Origin of the sequence: Geomonas ferrireducens (genome assembly GCF_004917065.1) — a bacterium.
Taxonomy (GTDB): domain Bacteria; phylum Desulfobacterota; class Desulfuromonadia; order Geobacterales; family Geobacteraceae; genus Geomonas; species Geomonas ferrireducens.
Window position 1 is genome coordinate 240,133 of sequence record NZ_SSYA01000001.1, and the last position, 20,934, is coordinate 261,066.

Annotated in this window: 18 protein-coding genes and 1 tRNA gene; 10 read left to right on the forward strand and 9 right to left on the reverse strand. The window is 58.4% G+C overall.

Annotated elements, in window-relative coordinates; genetic code table 11:
• The first annotated feature begins 107 nt into the window (after positions 1-107).
• The 6 genes from E8L22_RS01110 to E8L22_RS01135 all read left to right on the forward strand — a co-directional run bounded on the left by E8L22_RS01110 (position 108) and on the right by E8L22_RS01135 (position 4,839).
• Positions 108-1,160 carry an NADH:flavin oxidoreductase gene (locus E8L22_RS01110; RefSeq protein ID WP_136523457.1) on the forward strand — a complete coding sequence of 351 codons (1,053 nt, stop codon included), beginning with the start codon at positions 108-110 and terminating at the stop codon, positions 1,158-1,160.
• 152 nt (positions 1,161-1,312) lie between these two features.
• Positions 1,313-2,290, forward strand: coding sequence for an MBL fold metallo-hydrolase (locus tag E8L22_RS01115; protein ID WP_136523458.1), 978 nt, complete (start codon positions 1,313-1,315; stop codon positions 2,288-2,290).
• Positions 2,291-2,298: 8 nt separating this feature from the next.
• Positions 2,299-3,192 carry an alpha/beta hydrolase gene (locus E8L22_RS01120; protein ID WP_136523459.1) on the forward strand — a complete coding sequence of 298 codons (894 nt, stop codon included), beginning with the start codon at positions 2,299-2,301 and terminating at the stop codon, positions 3,190-3,192.
• Positions 3,193-3,240: 48 nt separating this feature from the next.
• Positions 3,241-3,651: a hypothetical protein gene (locus E8L22_RS01125; RefSeq protein WP_136523460.1), complete on the forward strand. Its 411-nt coding sequence runs from the start codon at positions 3,241-3,243 to the stop codon at positions 3,649-3,651.
• Between the two features lie 186 nt (positions 3,652-3,837).
• The gene (locus tag E8L22_RS01130) at positions 3,838-4,362 is read left to right on the forward strand and encodes a hypothetical protein (protein WP_136523461.1); all 525 of its coding nucleotides are present in this window, start codon (positions 3,838-3,840) and stop codon (positions 4,360-4,362) included.
• A 63-nt stretch (positions 4,363-4,425) separates the two neighbouring features.
• On the forward strand, positions 4,426-4,839 hold the full coding sequence (locus E8L22_RS01135; protein WP_136523462.1) for a tautomerase family protein: 414 nt from the start codon (positions 4,426-4,428) through the stop codon (positions 4,837-4,839).
• 1,630 nt (positions 4,840-6,469) lie between these two features.
• Here the strand turns inward: E8L22_RS01135 and E8L22_RS21345 are convergent.
• The 9 genes from E8L22_RS21345 to miaB form a co-directional block, all read right to left on the reverse strand.
• Positions 6,470-6,613, reverse strand: a complete 144-nt coding sequence (locus E8L22_RS21345) for a hypothetical protein (RefSeq protein ID WP_162604756.1) — start codon at positions 6,611-6,613, stop codon at positions 6,470-6,472.
• Between the two features lie 613 nt (positions 6,614-7,226).
• A tRNA-Gly gene (locus E8L22_RS01145) sits at positions 7,227-7,301 on the reverse strand.
• A 200-nt stretch (positions 7,302-7,501) separates the two neighbouring features.
• Positions 7,502-7,795, reverse strand: a complete 294-nt coding sequence (flgM, locus tag E8L22_RS01150; RefSeq protein ID WP_136523464.1) for a flagellar biosynthesis anti-sigma factor FlgM — start codon at positions 7,793-7,795, stop codon at positions 7,502-7,504.
• 85 nt (positions 7,796-7,880) lie between these two features.
• Positions 7,881-8,540: an HAD family hydrolase gene (locus E8L22_RS01155; RefSeq protein ID WP_136523465.1), complete on the reverse strand. Its 660-nt coding sequence runs from the start codon at positions 8,538-8,540 to the stop codon at positions 7,881-7,883.
• A gap of 105 nt (positions 8,541-8,645) precedes the next feature.
• Entirely contained in the window at positions 8,646-10,196 is a 1,551-nt protein-coding gene (gene guaA, locus E8L22_RS01160; protein ID WP_136523466.1) for a glutamine-hydrolyzing GMP synthase, read from the reverse strand.
• A 20-nt stretch (positions 10,197-10,216) separates the two neighbouring features.
• Complete coding sequence (gene guaB, locus E8L22_RS01165) at positions 10,217-11,686, reverse strand: IMP dehydrogenase (RefSeq protein ID WP_136523467.1); 1,470 nt, start codon at positions 11,684-11,686, stop codon at positions 10,217-10,219.
• A 270-nt stretch (positions 11,687-11,956) separates the two neighbouring features.
• Positions 11,957-13,027 (reverse strand): M42 family metallopeptidase, encoded by a 1,071-nt coding sequence (locus E8L22_RS01170; RefSeq protein WP_136523468.1) that lies wholly within the window; start codon positions 13,025-13,027, stop codon positions 11,957-11,959.
• A gap of 160 nt (positions 13,028-13,187) precedes the next feature.
• The gene (locus E8L22_RS01175; protein ID WP_136523469.1) at positions 13,188-13,718 is read right to left on the reverse strand and encodes a bifunctional nuclease domain-containing protein; all 531 of its coding nucleotides are present in this window, start codon (positions 13,716-13,718) and stop codon (positions 13,188-13,190) included.
• On the reverse strand, positions 13,711-15,036 hold the full coding sequence (gene miaB, locus E8L22_RS01180; RefSeq protein ID WP_136523470.1) for a tRNA (N6-isopentenyl adenosine(37)-C2)-methylthiotransferase MiaB: 1,326 nt from the start codon (positions 15,034-15,036) through the stop codon (positions 13,711-13,713). The genes E8L22_RS01175 and miaB overlap by 8 nt, the downstream gene beginning before the upstream one ends.
• Positions 15,037-15,490: 454 nt before the next feature.
• On the opposite strand from miaB, the gene E8L22_RS01185 reads away from it, so the two are divergent.
• The 4 genes from E8L22_RS01185 (at position 15,491) to E8L22_RS01200 (ending at position 20,872) form a co-directional block, all read left to right on the forward strand.
• A complete protein-coding gene (locus E8L22_RS01185) occupies positions 15,491-17,227 on the forward strand; it encodes a DUF3373 domain-containing protein (RefSeq protein ID WP_136523471.1) in 1,737 nt (578 codons plus the stop codon).
• A gap of 76 nt (positions 17,228-17,303) precedes the next feature.
• Positions 17,304-17,633 carry a hypothetical protein gene (locus tag E8L22_RS01190; RefSeq protein ID WP_136523472.1) on the forward strand — a complete coding sequence of 110 codons (330 nt, stop codon included), beginning with the start codon at positions 17,304-17,306 and terminating at the stop codon, positions 17,631-17,633.
• A gap of 142 nt (positions 17,634-17,775) precedes the next feature.
• A complete protein-coding gene (locus E8L22_RS01195) occupies positions 17,776-19,233 on the forward strand; it encodes a tetrathionate reductase family octaheme c-type cytochrome (RefSeq protein ID WP_136523473.1) in 1,458 nt (485 codons plus the stop codon).
• A gap of 247 nt (positions 19,234-19,480) precedes the next feature.
• A complete protein-coding gene (locus E8L22_RS01200) occupies positions 19,481-20,872 on the forward strand; it encodes a cytochrome C (protein ID WP_136523474.1) in 1,392 nt (463 codons plus the stop codon).
• Positions 20,873-20,934: the final 62 nt, after the last annotated feature.

Sequence of the window (20,934 nt, forward strand, 5' to 3'; positions counted from 1 at the left end):
AGAGCTTTGCTGGCCAGGCAACAAGATACTAAAGAAACGCTATCTATGCCTTGAGCAAAACAAGTAAGCCAAACTTATCGATAATTCATAAAAATAGAGGAAGAAAAATGAAAGCATTTGAGGGAATGAAAGCATTTGAGGAGATGAAATTTAAAAATCTAACGGTTAAAAACAGAATCGTGAGATCAGCGACACACAGCCATTTAGGGAACCTCGATGGTACGATTAGCGATGAAGAACTGGATATGTTTGAAGAACTGGCGAGCAATGACATCGGACTAATCATCGCGGGACAATTTTTTGTATCCAAAAAAGGGATTGTAAGACCCGGCTCCAATGAACTTGCCGAAGATTATCAAATCGAACGAGCAAGTAAAATCATTGCAAGAGTTCGACCATACGGCACCAAAGTGATTGCACAACTCAATCATGCAGGCGCCAAAGCCTATCCCGAGGATAATAAAGTTGGGCCATCGGTTATTGAACTTGAGAAAGATAAGCCCGCCCGAGAGATAAGTGTGAATGAAATTGAGTCCGTGATTGAGGATTTCATAGATGCTGCTTATCGTGCAAAATCATCAGGGATGGATGGTGTTGAAATTCATTGTGCCCACGACTACCTTCTATGTGAGTTTTTAACACCATCATTCAACAAGAGAACCGATAAATATGGTGAAACCCATGAAGGCAGATTTTTAATTGTCAAAGAGATAATCCAAGGGATCAAAAACAAGTGTGGGTCTGATTATCCGGTTTTCGTCAAGGTGAATTCAAATGCCGCTAAAGAAAATGAACAATATACGAGTGACTTGAAGAAAATGATGCCTGAGTTTAAGAGATTGGGTGTCGAAGCTGTTGAATTTAGCGGGTCCAATTTCATACATATGAAATACTCGGATCACAATTATTTTGTTGAGAGCGCAATGAATATCAAAGGGAATACAGACATCCCTGTAGTAGTAGTTGGCGGTATACGAAATTTTGCGGATATGGAGGCAGTGTTGGAGGCTGGCGTTGACATGATCTCTATAAGCAGACCACTTATACGCGAACCCGATTTGATTACCCGACTAAAAAACGGTCAGGAAAAAGCAAGATGTACAAGTTGCAACAAGTGCTTTGTTGTTGGGAAAAAGAGATGCGTTTTTAACAAAGATTAAAGTGAGGACCAAATTGAACGTGCCTGTGGCTTTCATCACGGGTTACGGCGGCAATTTCGGAAAGGCGTTCCGCTAAACATCATTAGTTCACAAAAAATGGAGGAAGACGAATGAAAGCATTTCAGGAAATGAGAGTATGGTCAGGAAACACTATGAAGTTCTCCACCATCATTGCGCGTGCCGTGCTCGCGCTATCGTTAGCATGTGCGAGCACCTTCGTTGCTGTAGCACCGGCCCAAGCTGCAGCGCCGATGCAGCACAAGCAGGTTCCGGGCTTCTATCGCACGATGATTGGTGACTATGAAGTCACCGCGCTCTATGACGGCGGCGGCAGCATTAACTCCAATCTCCTGCATGGCGATCCAGCGCTCATCCAGTCCCTTCTGGCGCGCTCGTTCCAAGACGATCATGTCTCGGCCACCGTCCAAGGCTTCCTCGTCAATACCGGCTCCAAGCTCGTTCTCATCGATACTGGTGCAGGCGGTCACTGGGGCCCTCCCACGCTGGGTAAGCTCGTACAGAACTTGAAAGCCTCGGGCTACAAGCCGGAGCAGATTGATCTAGTGCTGCTGACCCATCTTCACGGTGACCATGCTGGCGGAATCTACGAAAACGGCAAACGCGTCTTTCCGAATGCGACCGTGATGATGAAGAAGGCCGACGCCGACTTCTGGCTGTCAAAGGAAATCATGGCCCAGGCCCCGGAAGATGCAAAAATCTTCTTCAAAATCGCACAAGATGGCGCCGCGCCTTACCTGGCCGCGGGCCAATGGAAGCCGTTCGAAGGCATGGACGAAATCGTCCCCGGCATCGCACCGTATGCCATTCCCGGCCACACGCCCGGTCACACTGGCTACATGATTTCCTCTAAGGGTCAGTCGCTGCTGGTCTGGGGCGACGTAGCTCATGTTGGGGCAGTCCAGATGCCACACCCGGAAGTCAGCATCGTCTTCGACTCGGACAGCGAATCGGCTGTCAAAACACGTGAAGCCCTTTTGGTGAAACTCGCTGCGGACAAGACTATGATTGCCGCCGCCCACATGCCGTTCCCTGGCCTGGGCCGTATTCGCAAGGCCGACACCGGCGTTGGCTACGACTGGGTACCGGCGACCTTCGTCGACCTGAGGTGAGGTGAGCCATGACCTACGATTCAACTTCCATTCATAAGCTCCGCGATGCGATGTTCGCCTTCGACTTTGCGCATCCCGTACGCACCATCGAGACGCTCCGCGTCGGCATGGAGGCAATTTCACAAGCAAACCCGCCGGCGGCTGACCTAACCGTCGAGCCGACCGAGCTCGGTGGCGTAGCCGCGGTGGCGATTACGGCTCCCGGCGCGTCCAAAGACCGAGTCATCTACCATCTCCACGGTGGTGGCTGGGTGGCTGGCTCTCCTGCCTCGCATCTGGGCATGCTCGGAGAGCTGTCTCGAGCGGCAAAGTCCCAGGTCATCGTCCTGGACCACTCCAGGGCACCCGAGCACCCATTTCCGGCGTCCTACGATGAGTCCGTCCGCGCCTACGAAGCAGTGCGTGCGCTTGGCAAGCCGTTCGCCGTGACAGGAGACTCCAGTGGCGGAGGCATGGTTCTCAACGTTCTCGCCTACGCATCCTCGAAGGGCCACAAGGACGCGCGAGCAGGAATACTAATCAGCCCATGGGCAGACTTGACGCTGACGCTCCCCTCGTTAACGCAGTTGGCCGACCGCGACCCAATGGTCAACGCGAGCGCGATGCGGGAGATGGTCGAGGCTTACGCTGGCAACCACGACTTGAAGGATCCCCGCATCTCGCCCCTGTTCGCCGACATGCACGGTTTTCCTCCACTGCTCATCCATGTCGGAAGCGACGAAGTACTTCTCGACGACGCGCTTGAAATTGACCGGAAGGTGCGCGCGGCCGGCGGCGAGTCGCACCTTGAGGTCTGGCCTGAGATGCTGCACGTCTGGCACATTCAGACAGGCTCTTTGCCTCAGGCCCACGACGCGCTGCAGAGAGCCGGAGAGTTTCTCATCGGGCACCTTGAAAAATAGCACGCGCGCACACTCTGCGAAGACGCAGACACTCGATAGGAGGTTGTAATGACCACTGACACCAACCCGCCGGGAACGGCATGGATGCAAATCGTCATGAAGAAAGGAACGAGCGACTTCGCAAAGTCGTTCACTCCTGGCGCCACCCTTCAGACCTCAGCCCTCAGCAAGGCCGTGGTCGGCCCGACACTCATCGGGGCGTTCTTTGCCGCGACGAGCAAGATGTATGAACAATTCGTGTTCACTGCGGAGACGGTTGACGGTGCAAAAACGTACCTTGAGTGGGAGGGTATCCACGGTGGCAAGCCGGTCGCCGGCGCCACCATAATCACTCGGAATGAGTCTGGCCTCATCAACAACATCAAGCTCTTCCAAAGCCCGCTTCCCGTCGTTCGGGAATTCTCGTCCGGCCTCAAGGAGCGACTCGAAGGGACTCTCGGTCAGGACTTCTTTAGCTAAGCAGGGAAAACAGCAAACTCGACGAAGCTGCCCTGTCCTCGAAACGGGGCAGCGAAATTGACTTGAAACGGATGTCTCGTTCGTTTCACAGACGTGGGGTCATGTGGCTCCGATCCGAGCCCCATTCTCTGAACAAGCACTATTCAACCACTTGCACTTTGCAAGTGCTCTAGAGGGAGAAACACCATGAAATTCTCCACCATCATTTCGCGTACCGTGTTCGCGGTATCGTTAGCATGCGCCAGCGCCTTCGTTGCTGTAGCACCAGCCCAAGCTGCAGCGCCGATGCAGCACAAGGAGGTTGCGGGCGTCACCAACCGGCCGGGAACGGCATGGATGCAAATCGTCATGAAGAAAGGAACGAGCGACTTCGCGAAGTCGTTCACTCCTGACGCCACCCTTCAGACCTCAGCCCTCAGCAAAGCCGTTGTCGGCCCGACACTCATCGGGGCGTTCTTTGCCGCGACGAGCAAGATGTACGAACAATTCGTGTTCACTGCGGAGACGATTGACGGTGCAAAGACGTACCTTGAGTGGGAGGGTATCCACGGTGGCAAGCCGGTCGCCGGCGCCACCATAATCACTCGGAATGAGTCTGGCCTCATCAACAACATCAAGCTCTTCCAAAGCCCGTTTCCCGTCGTTCGTGAATTCTCGTCCGGCCTCAAGGAGCGACTCGAAGGAACCCTCGGTCAGGACTTCTTTAACTAAGCCAGGACCACAGCCAGCGTCATCGCATCATGTAACCTGAACAACACAACGGAGGAAACACTCATGCCAATATTTCACGCCCATATCCCGGCTCAAAAGTTCTCTAGCGAAGAGAAGCGGGCTCTGGCAGATGCCTTAAATCTCGCTCTTCATGAAGCCATGGATACGCCTATGGATGACCGTTTCATCATCATCAGTGAGCACAAGGACGATGAATTCTTCATCCATCCGACTTTTCCCGACATGAAGAGATCCGACAAGCGCATGCTCGTAACGGTGACGTCCGGCACGAGCAGGACGGTGGAGCAGAAACGCAAGCTCGCGGAGTTGGTCACCCGATACGCAGTGGAAAAGGTTGGCGTCAGCCAGGACGATGTCTCCCTGGTGATCTATGCCATTCCCTTGGAGAACATGAGCTTCGGCGGTGGAAAGCTGGTCTCTGACCTCGACCTTTCCATGCCTTGGGTAAACAAGTAAAAAGGACGAAGCTGCGCCATCGACGGCAAGACGGGCCGGCGCATCACCGGCGAGGATGCGCCCGGCCCACTGCACATGGTCAGCGCCTTTGCCACCGGCTTGGGCCTGGTGCGCGTTGCAAAGTTTTAGGCCGGTTGACAGGCAGCCGGTGCAACCGGCAGTCTGCCAACGGGCCGTGACCGGTAAAGCGGCCGGTACGCGAGTGCCGGCGGCTTTGGTCCAAACGCTCCGCCTTTTTCAACCGGGGGCGTTGCGGGGAAAGTCCCCGGCAGAGGGGGTAGCAAAGAACGCCCCGCGGTCGCAGCGAGGAGTAATCTTCCCCCTTAAGCGTCCTACCCTCTGCCGAGAGAAACGTCCGAAGCCAAAGGGACTAGCTCCCATCTTTATTTCCCGTTCCAGAGCGTCCAAGGAGTTGGCAATGAGATCGTCCATGGAGATTTTCTGAGAGGCCTGAAGCTGCATCAGGCGCTCGAAAATCTCGAGCTCCAATCTCTGGTTTAGCTTCATTTTCGCCATCTCCAATACCTCTTATTCGCTGGACCGCCCGGTCCGAGATTAAAATCAGGCACTTAGACGCCCCTACCGACGTTTCTGGGGGCGGTTTTTTTGACCTTTATCAAGGAGTTACACCTGATGCTGCCGGAGAGGGCTGCGTCAGGTGTATAAGGATAACGGATGGGTCTTTGACTTGACCTGTCGTCCCCGTTTTCGATTATATGACTCGTTCCAGATGCGGAGGCTCTAGCGTTTCAATTCAGCTCCAGCATCACCTTGGGGGCGCCGGTCCTTGAGGCAAACCATCTTACTCCACTTTGTGTGGTCTTCGGATGAGATGTGCACCGCTGCTTTCATGACTTTGGCCCGATCGAAAGTCACCTCTCTTCCCTGTGGGTGAGGAAGGTGAAGCATCCCTCAGCACTCGCGCGCGTTTTTGACGCGGTGCGGTAGACGCAGCCGGCGCCGGATTTTGGCCGCCTCTATTTTTCCTCTGATCTTCAGGGCGGGGGCCGTTATTTTTCGGGAACACTGCCCCACAGCTCACGGATCTACAGGCGAACTCTTCCACCCTACCGACGAGCTTAGATCCTTCGTGGCTTTCCCGAGCTACAGGCTGGACTCTCCCCTTTGAGGCAGTAGCCCTCGGTGGCGCAGTATCTTCGCGCTTATCCTCGCCATCATGCCGCCGCCGGAGAGGCTTGGATGACTAAAGGTCTCGTGCCGTCATGGCGCCGGTTAGGTTGTGAAGAAAAGCGGCGAGGTGGCCGCATACTCCCGCACGGTCCCTTTGATCATGCCCCCCCTGGGCAGCCGTGTAGCGGCCGTCGAAGGAACTGGAGATGTGGGTGGCGAACGGGAGGAAATGTCCAGCCGGGACATCGCGGCACCCTGCCACCCTAGGTAGCGGCCACCTGGTCGGAACGGTAGACCGGACCGATGAATTTGCAATTTCACGATGAAGCGTCCGTTTCCAACGCGGTAGCACTCTCCAGCGACAGCTTTTATGTGCTTCGGGAGCGGCCAACTCTTGGGGAGCCAGCCCCGGCCATAGACGTACTGCCGGAACTCTTCCGGGACGTCTATGATGACCATCTCCCCGCGTCGGCCTCCCCCGTGCAACGGATGGAGGCGACTACAGGCCGATCGGTTCGCCGTCGGTCAGGTTGAGCCGGAAAATCCCTCGATAGCGAATGCCGAGGAGTTGCAGGGCAGCAAGCAAAAGAAACGCCACCACTATCCGCCTTAACACCCTCTCATCGCGTGTCTCTATAGCCATGCCGTAACGATCTCCGGCTGCAGGGCAAATTTGGGGCTCTGGCAGCTATTTCTGCGCGCCATCCTCCGGCTTAAGGCGTTCAGCCATCGACCTACACGACAACCTCCGAAGGAGTATATTTAGCCCGGGAGAGGTGTTGCGAGGGAAGCCGGCGTTCGGGGGGGGCAGCGGAGCTGGAGCTGGAGCGGAGGCGGGAGCACGGAAACGGGCTGAGGCCGGGAAAGCAGCCTGAAGGTTTCACCTTCGGGGAACCTTGGCCCATTAAACTCGGTCGGAGTATCGCCGCTGCTTGGTCAGGCATCGGGAGGAATTCGAGCACTGGCTTGACCACACTCTCACCAATCCGATGACTCTCGGTTCTATAAGAACACCTAGAGATGGGAGTTCGGTAGGTCTAGCTTTAAGGCTTATTTACGCGGTCGTCATCCCCTCCCAATCTTCGCATGGTCTCCATCTGCATGGTCACGCTGGCAAGAGCGGAAACTGGGTTGCCGTTCTAGAGCGAACTCTAAACGGTTGCAAAACGGTTGCAAAACGGATGCAAAAACGGATGCAAACGGTTGCAAGCAACAAAAAAGGACCTAGCTAGCATCAGCTAAGTCCTTGAATTTCTTGGAGCGGGAAACGGGATTCGAACCCGCGACCTTCAGCTTGGGAAGCTGACACTCTACCACTGAGTTATTCCCGCCTAAGTGAGAAGAACCTTTTACCTTATCCGAAACTCGTTGTCAACGATTTTCCCGAAGCGACCATGCCCTTCCGACAGGCCGGCTATTCTTCCAGGTGCCCGAGGGACGGGTACGTTTGGGGGCCAAAGCCCTGACCCTGCCGTCTCCCGGAGGGAGAGAGTGCATGGACACCGGTAGCGGAAAACGCCGGGAATGGACTTTACTTCATGACGAGCTTGGAAAGCATCTTCTGGGCGAGATCCTGGCTGGATACCTCGTAGGTGCCGCTCTTGATCTGTGAACGCAACTCTTCTACCTTTTCCACCCGGATGTCGTCCCTCCTCTGCTTCGAGGTGGGAACCACGGGCATGTAGCTCGACAGCTCGACCTTGTCGGTCGCCGCCTGCTGCCTGGCCGCGGTCTCGGCGTGTGCGTCGCCCGTCTCGGGCTTCTCGTTGCGCACGACGGCAAGATGGGTTGCGGCCGGGTTGGTATTGAGCTCTTCAAGTTTCATCTGATTACGCCCCCAGTAGGTTGGTTGTAGATCTACTTTCGTTTCGACACCCGGACGAATAACTTTAGCTAATTTTCAACAGACATCATTTTTTCTTCTCGATGAAGGGGAGCTGCAACAGCGAGGGGAAGTCCCCCACCCGGTAGCTCGCTCCTTCCAGTTCGCTCATCTCGCCGTAGCCGTAGCTGCACCCGACGGTCCATACACCGGCTCCGCCTCCTGCGGCTATGTCGTTGATGCTGTCCCCCACCATGACGCACTCGGCGGCGGGAACCCCGAACCCCTTCAGGACGGCCAGGACGGGCTCGGGAGAGGGTTTGCGGCACGGAAAGGAGTCGGCGCCGAAGATGTCGGTGAAATGCCGCTCAAGGCCCAGTTTCCCGAGCACCTCGCGGCAAAGGGCCACGTTCTTGTTGGAGAGGACCACCATCGGGATGCCGAGCCCGGAGAGATCGGAGAGCGTCTCGGGCACACCGGGGTACGGCCGGGTCTTGTCGGCTATGTGCGCCAGGTTGAACTCGAGGAAGACTTCGGTGGCGCGGTCCAGTTCCTCCACGCCGACCCCGGGCAGGGCCCGCTCCACGAGGTTGCGCACCCCGCGCCCGACGAGTTTGCGCACGTCGCTGATGCCGACCCGGGGCAGCCCGTATCGCTCGCGGATCAGATTGGTGGCGTCGGTCAGGTCGGGCAGCGAGTCGATGAGCGTGCCGTCCAGGTCGAAGATGAGCAGCCGGATTGGACCCATTTTTCAGTCTCCAGATACGAAAGAACCGCGGCGACCGGCCTTACCGGCGGTCACCGCGGTGTATTTGTGCAAAAAGCGGACCTCAGGGGATGAGGCCGGCCCGGTTTATTCCCACTCGATGGTTGCGGGGGGCTTCTGGCTGATGTCGTAAACCACGCGGTTGACACCCTTCACTTCGTTGATGATACGGGAGGATATGCTCCCCAGAAGCTCGTACGGGAGCTTGACCCAGTCGGCGGTCATGCCGTCCAGGGAGTTCACCGCGCGCAGGGCTACGGTGTACTCGTAGGTGCGGGCGTCACCCATTACGCCGACGGTTTTCACCGGCAGCAGCACGGCAAATGACTGCCAGATGTCGCGATATAACCCAGCTTTGCGGATTTCTTCGATGACGATGGCGTCGGCTTCGCGCAGGATGTCGAGTTTTTCGCCGGAGAGCTCGCCGATGCAGCGGATGGCGAGGCCCGGTCCCGGGAAGGGCTGACGGTACACCACCTCGTCGGGCATGCCGAGTTCCTTGCCGAGGAGCCTCACCTCGTCCTTGAATAGCTCGCGCACCGGCTCGAGGAGCTTCAGGTTCATCTTCTCGGGGAGCCCACCCACGTTGTGGTGGCTCTTGATGACGGCGGAAGGCCCTTTGGTGGAGACGGATTCGATGACGTCGGGGTAGAGGGTTCCCTGGGCCAGGTAGTCCACCTGCCCGAGCTTCTTGGCCTCCTCCTCGAAAAGGTAGATGAACTCGTTGCCGATGATCTTCCTTTTCTTCTCCGGGTCGGAGACGCCGGAGAGTACGCCGAGGAAGCGGTCGGTGGCGTCGACGTAGTCGAGGTTGATCTTGAAGTGCTTGGTGAAGAGGTTAACCACCTTCTCGGCCTCCCCTTTCCTCAAGAGCCCGTTGTTCACGAAGACGCACTGGAGCTGGTCGCCGATCGCCTTGTGGATGAGGACCGCGACGACGGAGGAGTCGACCCCGCCGGAGAGGGCGCAGAGCACCTTGCCGGTGCCGACCTTCTTGCGGATATCCTCGATCTCGGTCTCGATGAAGTTCGCCATGGTCCAGGTCGGCTGCGAACCGCAGACGTTGAACAGGAAGTTGCCGATCATCTCGTCGCCGCGCGGGGTGTGCACCACCTCGGGGTGGAACTGCACGCCGTAGAAGCGGCGCTTGTCGTCCTTCATCGCGGCGACCGGGCAGGTCTGGGTGTGGGCCATCTTGACGAAGCCGGCGGGCATCTCTTCGATGCGGTCGCCGTGGGACATCCAGACCTCGGCGCCGCCGTCGAAGCCGGCGAAGACTTCGCTCGTGCCGTCGAGAGTCAGGGTGGCACGGCCGAACTCGCGCTTGTCGCAACGCTCGACGCGCCCGCCCAACTGCTGGGTCATGAGCTGCATGCCGTAGCAAATCCCGAGGATCGGAATGCCTAAGTCATAGATGCCGAGGTCGGAGTGCGGGGCATCCTTGTCGTAGACGCTGGAAGGGCCGCCGGAGAGGATGATCCCCTTCGGTGCGAACGCCTTTATCTTCTCGAGCGCCATGTTGTAGGGGTGGATCTCGCAGTAGACGCTCTGCTCCCTCACGCGGCGTGCGATGAGCTGGGTCACCTGGGAGCCGAAGTCGAGGATCAGCACCTTCTCTGAATGGATATCTACGGTCATTTTGAGGTTCCTTATGTTTATTACTTCTCTACGCGGTAGTTCGGGGCCTCTTTGGTGATCATGACGTCGTGGACGTGGGATTCCTTGAGACCTGCGCCGGTGATCCTGACGAAGCGGCCGTTTTTCTGCAGATCGACGATGCTGCGGCTGCCGGTGTAGCCCATGCCGGCCCTCAGGCCGCCCATCAGCTGGTGCACGTTGGCGGAGAGCGGTCCCCTGAGCGGCACCATACCCTCGATCCCCTCCGGGACGAGCTTCACGTCGGAGTCGACGTCGCTCTGGAAGTAGCGGTCCTTGCTCCCCTCTTTCATGGCGCCGATGGAGCCCATGCCGCGGTAGCTCTTGTAGGCGCGCCCCTGGTACAGGATGGTGTCGCCCGGGGACTCCTCGGTACCGGCGAAGAGGGAGCCGATCATGACGACGTCGGCGCCGGCGGCGATGGCCTTGGTGAGATCGCCCGAGTACTTGATGCCGCCGTCGGCGATGAGCGGGATGTTGTACTTCTTCGCGACGCGGGAGCACTCGGCGATTGCGGTGATCTGCGGCACGCCGATGCCGGCTACCACGCGGGTGGTGCAGATGGAGCCCGGCCCGATGCCGACCTTGATGGCGTCGACGCCGACCTTGATGAGCGCCTCGGCGGCGGCCGCGGTGGCGATGTTGCCGGCGATGAGCTCAAGGCCGGGGTAGGTCTTCTTGATGCGCGCGATGGCGTCGATGACCCCCTGGGAGTGGCCGTGGGCGGTGTCGATGACGACGACGTCGACACCGGCCTTCATGAGCGCCTCGATGCGTTGGTCCACGTCCGGGGTGGGGCCTACGGCGGCGCCGACCCTCAGACGGCCGAGGGAGTCCTTGCAGGCGTTCGGGTACTTCTTGATCTTCTCGATGTCCTTGATGGTGATGAGCCCCTTCAGGTTCTTCTCCTCGTCGACGACGAGAAGCTTCTCGACCCTGGTGTGCTTCAGGTGCTCTTTCGCCTGTTCCAGGGTGGTCCCGACCGGCACGGTGACCAGGTTTCGCTTGGTCATCCTGTCGGAGATGGGGAGATCGAGGTCGGTCTCGAAACGGAGGTCCCTGTTGGTCAGAATGCCGACCAGCTTCCCGTTGGCCTTCGTTATCGGCACCCCGGAGATGCGGTACTTGGCCATCATCTCGAGCGCTTCCCGGATGCGCTGGTTCGGGCGCATGGTGATCGGGTCGACGATCATCCCGGACTCACTCTTTTTCACCTTGTCCACCTCCATCGCCTGCTCGGCGACGGTGAGGTTCTTGTGGATGAAACCGATGCCCCCTTCCCGGGCCATGCAGATCGCTGCCCTCGCCTCCGTGACGGTGTCCATGGCGGCGCTCACCAGCGGGATGTTCAGCTGGATGTTGTTGGTCAGACGGGTGGAAAGGTCGGTATCGCGGGGGAGGATAAGCGAGTGGGCTGGGAGAAGCAGGACGTCGTCAAACGTGAGACCTTCGGGAAGGCTGCTTTCTAACATTAGGGGGCTCCTTTTGTTGTTTGGGCGCAGGTTTTAACCGGAAAACCTATTACAAGGGGGAAGGCAAGTCAACTAAAATTAGGCTAATGACAAAGAGAAAAGCATAGGATTTCCCAACCTTAGCGTCTACACTACCGCGGCTAATGGGTACGGGAAAATCCCGGTGCGGCGCATGCGTTCCTCACGGCGCCGTGGCTTCACAGCCGGCGCGCCGCCGCCTCGCCGCGCTACGAAAAACCCCCTCGCGTTTTTTCGGGAGGGGGTTTTTTTTCACATCGGGATGAAGGCGTCCCTTCTCCCCATCTTCGAGAGGGAGGCGACGATCAGTTCGACCGCATGGTCCAGGTCGGAGAGGGACATGGTCTCGACCGGGGTGTGCATGTAACGCAGCGGAAGCTTGACGAGGGCGGTCGCGACGCCGCCGCGCGAGATCTGCATCGGGTTCGCGTCGGTGCCGGTGGCCCGGGCGATGCCGGTGTACTGCACGGCGATGCCGTTATCCCGTGCGGTGCCGGAGAGGAGATCGAAGAGCACCGGGTTTATGTTCGCGCCGCGCGGCAGGATCGGCCCTTTGCCGAGTCCCACTTCGCCGTTGTGCTTTTTGTCCACGTCGGGCTGATCGGTGGCGAAGTCCACCTCGACGCAGATGCCTACGTCCGGGTTCACCGAGTAGGAACTCGTGGTGCCGCCTCTGAGACCGACCTCCTCCTGTACCGAGGAGACGCCGTAGAGATCGACCGGGAGCCGGTTCGGCAGTTCGGAGACGCGGCGCAACACCTCGGCGACCACGAAGCTGCCCGCCTTGTCGTCGAGACCGCGCGAGCTCACGCGGTCCCCGAAGAGACGCTCGAGATTGCTCGCAAAGGTGATCGGGTCGCCGACACGGACCCACTCGAGGGCCTCCTGCTTGTTGGCGGCGCCTATATCGATGTACTGGGCGTCCAGCTTGATCACCTGGTCGCGCTCCTTGGGCTCGATCAGGTGGATGGGGCGCTTCCCGACGACGCCGTTTATCGCACCGCGGGAGGTGTGCACGTGCACGCGCATACCCGGGGTGATGTGCGGATCGACGCCGCCGATCGGCGAGAAGTAGATGAAGCCGTTGTCGTCCAGGTAGCGCACCTGCAGGCCGATCTCGTCGGAGTGCCCCACCACCATGACGCGCGGACGGTCCTTCCCCTCTCCCTGGATCATGCCGAACACGTTGCCCATTACGTCGGTGGCGACCTGGCAGAAAGGTTCTATGTAGGAGCGGAAAACGCGCTGGGCAGGCTGCTCGTACCCCGAGGGGCTGGGGGCTGCCAGAAGCTGCTGCAGAAACTCAAATGATGCGTCGCGCATGGTCTTTCCTCCGGATTGACGCTGTAGTTAATTAAGAAAGGGCAGAGCCCACTCTCACCCTACCCTTTATGACTTCGTTTTTCAATACGGTGCGGGACGCCACCGGCCGCGGCATGTTCCTCTTCGCTATGCGGCGCCCTCACCCCTCTCTGGCAGGGCGCTACATGGGGTATTTGCCCATGGCGGCGGGGTCCATGTGGTCCAGGAAGTCGACGAAGCGGCGGGCGTTGTTTTCGCGGACAAATCCCTCTTCGTTCATGTCGAGCTTCGACGCCTGGCCCAGCACCTCATCGCTCACCCACACAGGGAGGCGGTATTTCAGTGAAAAGAGCATAGCCTCGGCCACGTGCACCTCGAGTCGGATCTCTTCGGCCGCACCGTCGACGACCCGCACCGAGGCGGTGAAGATGCCGTCGCGCAGGCTCTCGACGTAGATGCCGACTACCGTCATGCCGAGATGCTCGATCAGTGCAGTGAAGACGTCCCGTCGGGCGGTGCGGGCGCTCATCTCCCGCCCCACGAATTGCGCGGCGAAGGAAACGGACTCAGAGGCGTTGATCCAGACCGGCACGGCCAGTTTTTCCTCGGGATCCTTCAGGATGATCACCGGCATCTGTGCGATGGCGTCCATGGCGAAGCCGAATACCTTCATCTCGACGTACATCGGTTCCTTCTCCCCCTTCTCAGGCATGCAGGATCTCCCCTTTGAGCAGGGTCTGCAGCCCTTCGGTGATGCGCACCTCGACGATATGCCCGGCCAGGGCCAGGTCTCCATGAAGGACCGTCCCCCTGTTGCCGCCGGTTCTGCCGAAGAGGGAGTCGCCGCTGCTGCTAGCCCCCTCCACCAGCACCCGCTGCACACTCCCCACCAGGCTTTGGTTCCTCGCCAGGGTGATCCGCTTTTGCGCTGCCTGCAGGAGCTCCAAGCGTCCCTGCTTCTCCTTCCTGGTCACCTCGTCGGGAAAACCGGCGGCCTTCGTGCCAGGACGGGGGGAATAGATAAAGGAGAAGAGGTCTGCGTAGCGCACCTCCTCGATGAGTTCCATGGTCTCCCGGAAAGCCGCTTCGTCCTCGCCGGGAAAGCCTACGATCATGTCGCCGGTGATTTGTATCCCGGGGCAGGCCTGCTCGAGCGCACGCACTTTGGCAAGGTAGTCGGCACGGGTGTAGCCGCGGTTCATCCTCTTTAGCACCTCATCACTACCGGACTGGGCCGGGAGGTGTATGTGCGGGGCGAGTTTCGGAATCTGCGCGAAGCAGTCGATGAGCCTTGCCGAGATGTCTTTGGGATGCGAGGTGGTGAAGCGAAGCCTTTCGATGCCGTCCACCTCGGCCACCCGGAAGAGGAGCTCGGCGAAGTCGGGCGCCGCATCCTCCTTGAAACCGTAGGAGTTTACGTTCTGCCCCAAGAGCGTCACCTCGGTGACGCCTGCCACGGCGAGTGCCGCCACCTCCTCGACCACCTTGTCGGCGCTTCGGCTGATTTCGCGCCCGCGCACATGCGGCACGATGCAGTAGGCGCAGAAGTTGTCGCACCCTTGCATGACGGTGACGAAACGGGTGACGCCCCCCTCGTTCTCGGCGTGGGGAAAGAGGTCGAAGCGCTTTTCGTCGTCGAGAAAGTCGGTGGCGACGCTTTTTTTCCCCGCCTCGGCCCCGGCGACCATCTTCTGCAGCAGGTGCAGGTTGTGCGTGCCGAAGACCAGGTCGACGAAGGGGGCTTTCTTCAGGAGTTCCTCCCCTTCCTGCTGGGCGACGCATCCACCGACGCCGATGATGAGCTCAGGCCGCTTCTTCTTCATCGACTTGAACTTGCCGAGATGTCCGTACATGCGCTGCTCGGCGGTAGCGCGGATGCTGCAGGTGTTGAGAAGAACCAGGTCGGCCTCCCCGGGTTCCTGCGTCTGTCCGTAGCCGATCCCCTTCATCAGGGTCACGATCTTTTCGGAATCGCTCACGTTCATCTGGCAACCGAACGTTTCCAGGTAAAGCTTTTTTGCCTTAATCACGCCCACATCCTGTCGGTTAAATTGGAGAATAGTACGAGAATTCGCGGCTCCACGTCAACCCCTATTAAGCAGTTCCCACCACGTCCGCACTCCGTCGCCGAATACAATATTAGTGCATATAAATCATGGACCTAGCGATATATTCGAGAAAAAATATATTGACATATCACGCGAGCTGGATTTATAAGACTCATTAGGAGTCCCGGCATGCGCCCCGCTCCAAAATCCCACTTACGCACGACCCTTCCAATCCAGATTCTGTTAATGACTGGATGACTCTGGAACCATTATAAATCTCCAAAATTACACATTTCCCCTAAATCTACCGGTCAATGCGCCGATTAGGGCAGTAGCGTCCAGCGTTTAATGAGTTACCTCGGCACGGCAACGTGCATCTGCAATATTCTCTGAAGAAAGTTGGTTCAACACCAGCGAACAGGAAAAGGAGAAGTACATGAAAAAACTGGAAAAGCTGTTGGTAGGCGCAGCCCTTTGCGCACTGGCGGTTCCGGCGGCCGCGCAGGCGGACGACCAGGAAATGCAGAAGAAGATCGACGACCTCACCAAGAAGGTGCAGAAGCTCGAAGAGCAGCAGAAAGGCTCCGACTCTAAGAAGATCGCCGACCTCACCAAGAAGGTTGACAGGATCGAGGAAAAATCCCTCGGCAAGTGGCTCACCATCGGTGGTGACTACCGCTTCAGGCTCGACAACCTGAACGGCCGTACCGTCGGTTACACCGACGCAAACGGTACCTTCACCAACGCAGCCAACCAGATTCAGGCTGCTTTTTTCGCTGATCCGACCAACCCGATGAACGCCGGCATGCTGAGCGGTCTCATGGGCTTCTCCAACGCAATGTCCGGCGTCAGGACATTTTCCCAGGCGGGCCAGTTCCTCCAGGATAACTCGGCCCTCGTAGGCACCCCGACCACTCCGGGGATGCTGGCAGCTTACGCCAAACAGGTTCCGGCCTATAAGCCGAACAACGACACCATCTACACCAACCGCTTGGGCCTGAACCTGCACGCCAAGGCGACCAAGGACGTGACCGTGAACGTCCGCCTGCTCGCGTACAAGGTGTTCGGCGCCCAGGACGACAACGCAGTAACCAACTACGGCGGCACCCCGTTCTTCGCCGATCGCGTCGGGACCTTCGACGGCACCATGGGTCACGTCCCCTCCTCGAGCTTCCTGAACGTCGACCGCGCCTACGCCACCTGGAGCAACATCGCCGACCAGCCGATCTGGTTCTCCGTAGGTCGTCGTCCCTCCACCGAGGGGGCTCCGAGCAACCTGCGCCTGAACAACGAGCGCCCGGGCAACGGCGGTACCCCTGCCCTTCTCGTCGACTACGCCTTTGACGGCATGACCATCGGCTGGGCACCGGACATCGAAGGTCTCCCCGGCGCTTACGCTAAGATCTGCTACGGCCGCGGCTTCGAAGGTGGCTTCGAAAACAATAACAACAACCTCAGGGACACCGACATGCTCGGCCTGGCCATCATCCCGGTCGACACCGACCCGCTGCGCGTCTGGCTGCAGTACAACCGCGGCTTCAACATCTTCGACTTCCCGGCGATGAAAGACACCGCGTTCGGCAACACCTACCCGTCCACCGACCTCGGCGCTATCGACTGGTACGGTGCGGGCGCGATGAGCACCCTCAAGAACATCGGCCCGGGCAACCTGAACTTCTTCGCCGACGCAGGTCTCAGCGTCACCCACCCGAACGACAACGTCTCCTCTCAGGCCGGCTTCCAGGGCCTCATGACCGGCGGCTTCTTCGACCCCGAAAAACCGACCAGCAAGACCGGTTGGGCCGCATATGCCGGCGCCCGCTACGACTACACCCCGACCAAGACCAAGGTCGGCGTCGAGTACAACCACGGCTCCAAGAACTGGATCACCTTCGCTCCTGCAGCTGACGACATGTGGACCACCAAACTCGGGACCCGCGGTAACGTCTACGAAGGCTACCTGATCCAGGAGATCAACTCCAAGCCGGTTTCCTCCTACCTCTCCAAGGCCTTCTTCAGGGTCGGCTTCCAGTGGTACGACTTCGACTACACCGGGAGCAACAACTGGGTAGGCGCTCCGGTGAAGATTTCCGATGTGAACAACAGGATGATGATGCTGACCCCGGTAAAATACGCTCGTGACATCTACGCTACCTTCGAGGTCAAATTCTAGGACGAAGCAGCACCAGACGAAACACCATGCACAGGGGCGGCGACCGAGTCGCCGCCCCCATAAAAGGAGAACGAAGATGAAAAAAACAGTTTCGGTAATGGTCCTGGTAGCAGTTGCAGCGCTCAGCATCCTCTGCTTCGGCAGCATGGCAAGCGCAGGCGAGGAGATCAAGATGGTGGGCGTGATCACCAAAATCGAGATCGCCGGTGCCGACGCAAAAACCGCCACCGCCACCCTGAAGGACAACAAAACCGAGCAGCCCGTGGTCATCACCGTGAACGACGACCTCACCCTGGACAAGTTCAAGGACCACAGGATCGTCGAAGGGGACGAGATCCGCTGCAAGTACGAGGTTATCGACGGCAAGAACGTCTCCAAACTGTTCAGGAAAACAGCCGGCTGTTAGTCCGACCGGGTTCCTCGTAGACGGCGCTGTAGTTTTCGAATTGCAGCGCTTCTTTTTGGCCATATGTATATAAAATCTAATATATATAAGGCCTTAAATAGTGTTTCAGGCGGCGCCTAGCCGCTTCATCACGGGAGGTTATATGAAAGGTATTCTGGGAATTCTGGCGGGGATCGCGATGCTTGCGGCAGCCGCCCAAGGGATGGCGGCGGTCGACCATTCCGAGTTCGTTAAGGGGCCGTTCAAAAGCGGCACCGAGGTAACCAAGGTCTGCCTTGAGTGCCACGAACAGCAGGCAGCTGATTTCATGAAGACTACTCACTGGACCTGGGCCGGAACCCCGAACATGGTCAAGGGGATGGAGAAGAGCACCAAGAAGTACGGCAAGTCCAACATGATCAACTCCTTCTGCACCTCGATCCAGGGTGGCAAGGAAGGGGTGGTGCACGAGTCCTGCGGCAAGTGCCACGCAGGTTACGGCTGGACCCGTACCAACTTCGACTTCACCGACAAGACCAAGGTCGACTGCCTCGTCTGCCACGCGCAGAAGGGTAACTACACCAGGGCCGCGGTCGGGTGCGACATCGACAGCAAGAGCATCGACAAGAAGAGCATGGACCTGAACGTCGCGGCACAGAGCGTAGGCCTGCCGGGCCGTAAGAACTGCGGCTCCTGCCACTTCTACGGCGGCGGCGGCGACGCGGTGAAAAACGCGGGTCTTGACTCCACCCTCGAGAAACCGAAGAAGTCCCAGGACGTCCACATGGGCACCAAGGAAAGCGGCGGCCAGGACATGGCCTGCCAGGCATGCCACGTCACCAAGCAGCACAAGATCGGCGGCGCCTCGAGCATGATGGCGCACTACGACACCCGCGTGAACTGTGATCAGTGCCACTCCGGCGCAAAGGCACCGCACAAGAAGGCCAAAAACGGCGCGATCATCAACAAGCACCTCGCGACCGTCGCCTGCCAGACCTGCCATATCCCGTTCTTCGCTAAAGGCCAGGCAACCAAGATGGCATGGCACTGGTCCGATGTGGGCAAGAACATCACCGCCGAAGAACAATTCGACAAGGAAACCTTCGCCAAGCACAAGGGAACCTTCATCTGGGGCATGAACGTGAAGCCTGTCTACGCCTGGAGCAACGGCATGGTCGAGCGCTACATGGTGGGCGAGAAGGTCAAGGATCCCAAGAAGCCGGTGATGATGATGCGTCCGGTTGGCGACATCAAGGACCAGAAGGCCAAGATCTACCCCTACAAGCTCTACAAGGGCGACCAGCCGATGGACGCGAAGTACAAGAACCTGATCATCTTCCAGCAGTACAAGTCCCTGTGGGTCGACTACAACTGGGATAAGGCGTGCCGTCTGGGCGCAGAAGGTTCCGGCCTCCCCTACAGCGGGAAATACCAGTTCGTAAACACCGAGGCTTACATCGCGGCACAGCACGAGGTAGCTCCCAAGGAAGAGGCGCTGCAGTGCGGTGAGTGCCACATGGGCGGCAACCGCCTCGACTGGAAGGCGCTCGGGTACAAGGCCGACCCGATGCAGACCGGCGGCAGGTTCGCCAAGGCAGCAAAGAAGGTAGCCAAGAAGTAGTCAAAAAGAGCAGATACGATGTGACAAGGGGCGGAGCAATCCGCCCCTTTTTCCGTTGGGACAGCGTATTGTTACGGCGCCACCTCCCGCACTTACTTTGAGAACAAGGATCTATGCCCCTTTGTCACGATACGGACGGGAAATAGTGCCAGCAAAAGACTCGACATACCTCGGAAGAATACTAAACTATTAGTGCCATTTGCCGATAACATCATAGATTGCGATCAAACACACGAGGAGGGCCTTTATGAGTAAGAAAAGCGTAACGGCGGTCGTGCTTTGCCTTGCCTTGGCAGCGACGGCTGCCCTGGCAGCGAGCGAACATCCCGGTAAAGAATCCATCGAGAAGAGCGGCTACAAGGGGCCTGAGACCTGTGAGGAGTGCCACCCCGGCACGTCCAAGGCCTTTCTGGATACGGTGCACTGGAAGCATGCATCCAAGGTGACCAACGTGGACAACATCAACCCGAAGCTAGAATACGGGATGAAAAACCGCATTTACGTCATGTGCAACGGAAACGACATCGTCAACAACCTGAAGGAGATCCCGAAGAGCCCGGTCACCGGCAAGAGCAAGTTCTCCGGATGCAACACCTGCCACCCGGGCAACCACCTCTCCGATGTCGGCAGCACCGGCCCCGCCGCAGCAGCCGCCGTCGATTGCCTGGTCTGCCACTCCACCGACTACGACTTCCGGCAGAGAAAGGCGTTTAAAAACGAAAAAGGGGAAGTGGTCATGGGGCAGGACCGCAGCACCAAGGCGGCCCTGGCCATCGGCAAGCCTACCGTCAAGAACTGCATGGTCTGTCATGAGGCGGCAGGTGGCGGCGTCATCGTGAAGCGCGGCTTCACCTTCACCAAGGATACCGATGCCCATGCCGCTAAAGGGATGGTCTGCGTTGACTGTCACAAGGCGAAGAACCATAAGATGCCTACCGGTCACGATCCCAACAACTGGGCCAACGACGGCGTGTTCGTCTCCTGCGCCGACACCTCCTGCCACGGTGTGAAGCCGCACAAGGATGCCGACCTGAACCGCCACAGCGCGAAGATCGCCTGCCAGACCTGTCATATCCCGCGCACCGGCGGAGCTTTCGCCAAGGACTTCACCGTGTGGGAACAGACCCCGGATAAGTTCTACGAGCCGACCACGCTGAAGAAGGAGGCGAACGAGACGACGCCGGTTTACGCCTGGTACAACGGCACGGTGAAGAACACGCCGCATTTCATCGGCCCCAAGGGGAGCAGGAAGGACGGCAAGAGCAAGATCACCCCGTTCAAGATCTTCCAGGGAAGGGCCTACTACAACAAGCAGACAGGCCAGCTTCTTTCCATGGACTTCGCGCAGCCGATGTCCAACGGCGATACCCGCGCCGGAGTTCTCTCGGCAGCGAAGACCCTTGGCCTCAAGAACCCGGAAAAGATAGCCAAGGAGGCGGTGCCTGGTTGGCAGACGATCTACTTCGGCAGCAATCACCTGGTCACCAAGACGAAGGCGCTTTACTGTGCGAACTGTCACGCTCCCAACGGCGTGCTCAACTTCAAGGATCTTGGCTACAGCGATAAGGAGATCGTGAAGCTGACAAGCCCCGAGCTCTACATGGAGAAGGTGGCCAAAAAACAGAAGGAAGAGTGGTAGGCACTCTCTTGGCAACAACGAATGAAAAAGGCCCTCCTGAAAAGGGGGGCCTTTTTTTGTTC